Origin of the sequence: Oceanibium sediminis (genome assembly GCF_003265325.1) — a bacterium.
In the GTDB taxonomy this organism is placed as follows: Bacteria; Pseudomonadota; Alphaproteobacteria; order Rhodobacterales; family Rhodobacteraceae; genus Halovulum; species Halovulum sediminis.
In genome coordinates, this window is sequence record NZ_QGNX01000038.1 from 1 (window position 1) to 2,208 (window position 2,208).

Sequence of the window (2,208 nt, forward strand, 5' to 3'; positions counted from 1 at the left end):
CAGAAGCGGGCCTATATCCTGGCGGATAACAAGCTGGCCGAGCAGGCCGGCTGGGATCGCGACCTGCTGGCGCTGGAGGTTGCGGATCTGTCGGAGCTCGGGATCGAGCTGGGGGACCTCGGCTTCGAGGCGAAGGAACTGGATACGCTCTTCGCGCATGGGGTGGCCGACGCCCGGGAGGAGGACACGCCGGAGGTGCCGGATACGCCGGCATCGCGCAGGGGCGATCTCTGGATCCTGGGGCGCCATCGTCTGCTCTGCGGGGATGCGACGGACGCAGCCGCGGTCACCCGGCTGCTCGGCGATGTGGCGCCCGACCTGATGGTCACCGACCCGCCCTACGGCGTGGCCTATGATCCTGCCTGGCGAAACCAAGCGGGGGCCTCGAAGACGAAGCGCACCGGGAAGGTGGCGAACGACGACCGGGCCGACTGGCGCGAGGCCTGGGCGTTGTTCCCGGGCGACGTTGCCTATGTCTGGCATGGGGGGCTGCACGCGGGCACCGTGGCCGAGAGCCTGGTCGCGACGGGGTTCGACATCCGGTCGCAGATCGTCTGGGCGAAGGAGCGGCTTGTGCTGTCGCGCGGACATTACCACTGGCAGCACGAGCCCTGCTGGTACGCGGTGAGAACGAAGGGGAACTGGTCGGGGGACCGCAAGCAATCCACGCTCTGGTCGATCCCGAACCGCGACCAGGACGCGGCCACCGTCCACGGCACGCAGAAGCCGGTGGAGTGCATGCGCCGCCCGATGCTGAACAACTCCAGCCCCGGGCAGGCGGTCTACGAGCCCTTCAGCGGGTCGGGCACCACGATCATCGCGGCCGAGACCACGGGGCGGGCCTGCTGCGCGATGGAGCTCGACCCTCCTTACGTCGACGTGGCGGTGACCCGCTGGGAAGCCTTCACCGGGGAGACGGCGGTTCTGGAGGGCGACGGCCGGACTTATGCCGAGGTTGCCGGAGAGCGGAGGTCCGTATGCGCCAACGCCGCCTGATGCCACCCCTGGATGCCCTTCGCACAAGGCTGGCGCATGCCCTCGTGGCGCTTGCCGGGCAGGTGCTGATCCTGCCGGTGTTCGGCCTGTCGGTGGCCGCGACGCACTGCTTCCCGGTCGGGCCCGTCGTCACGCTTGCCGGTCTGACCCGCACCAGGGCCCTGTGGCGGGGCTGCGAAAGGCGGCTTGCATGACCGGGCGCAAACCCATCGTGCTGAGCGATGCCCAGGTGAACGAGGTGGAAACCCTCGCGGCCCTGCTGAACCAGGATCAGATCGCGGATTATCTCGGGATCTCCCGCAACACGTTCCGCGCCATCTGTGCCCGCGACGCGGATGTTGCTGCGCGCTATAAAAGGGGCAAGGCGAAAGCCATCGCGCATGTCGCCAACGGTCTGCTGCAGAAGGCCCGCAGCGGCGATACCACCTCGTCGATCTTCTATCTGAAGACGCAGGCCGGCTGGCGGGAAACCGCGGCCATCGAACACAGCGGCCCGGACGGCGGACCGGTCACGGTGGCAAGCCCCGCCGCCATGCTGCGCCGGAAGATCGATGCTGTTGCGGAGCGGATGGGGGCGGCTGATCGCCTCGCCCCTGTCGACGGCCGAGCGGCGATCGAGGACGCCGAGGTCGTGGCGGAAGGCGGGGATGGCAATGACAGGTGACATGCCCCCGAGCCCCGCATGAGGGGCCGCAAGCCCTTCGCCAGATCGCGGGGCAACGCCCCGAAGCCACCGGAGGCGCTGCCGCGCTGCCCGGAGCATCTGAGCGACATCGCCCGCAAGGAATGGCGCAGGCTGGCGGGCACGCTCCACAAGATGGGCGTGCTGACCGTGGTCGACCGGGCGGCGCTTGCGGCCTATTGCCAGTGCTACGGGCGATGGGTCGAGGCGGAACAGAAGCTGAAGGAGACGCCAACCATCCTGAAGACGCCCTCGGGCCACGTGCAGCAATCGCCCTGGCTCTCGATCTCCAACAAGCAACTGGAACTGATGGGCCGCTACATGGCCGAGTTGGGCCTCAGCCCCTCTGCCCGCCAGCGGCTGTCGATGGGCCCCGATCATGCCCCCGACGCGGAGCCGCTGGAGATCAGGTTCGTGACGACCTACGAGGGGGCAGACCCGCCGGAAGGGGCTGGGGACAAGGACACCCTCACCATCGGAAGCCGGCCTTCGGTGCATCCCGGTGGCCCGCGCATCACCCGCGCGCCAAT

4 protein-coding genes are annotated in these 2,208 nt (G+C 68.9%); all 4 read left to right on the forward strand.

The features are described from left to right. On the forward strand, positions 1-996 hold a 996-nt coding region (locus DJ029_RS21425; protein ID WP_112324487.1), incomplete at its 5' end, for a DNA-methyltransferase. Continuing rightward, the gene (locus DJ029_RS21430) at positions 978-1,190 is read left to right on the forward strand and encodes a hypothetical protein (RefSeq protein WP_112324488.1); all 213 of its coding nucleotides are present in this window, start codon (positions 978-980) and stop codon (positions 1,188-1,190) included. The genes DJ029_RS21425 and DJ029_RS21430, both read left to right, overlap by 19 nt. Then, positions 1,187-1,660, forward strand: a complete 474-nt coding sequence (locus DJ029_RS22330; RefSeq protein ID WP_232823175.1) for a DNA-packaging protein — start codon at positions 1,187-1,189, stop codon at positions 1,658-1,660. Before DJ029_RS21430 ends, DJ029_RS22330 begins: the two co-directional genes overlap by 4 nt. A gap of 18 nt (positions 1,661-1,678) precedes the next feature. Continuing rightward, a partial coding sequence (locus tag DJ029_RS21440) for a phage terminase small subunit P27 family (protein ID WP_112324489.1) occupies positions 1,679-2,208 on the forward strand: 530 nt, incomplete at its 3' end.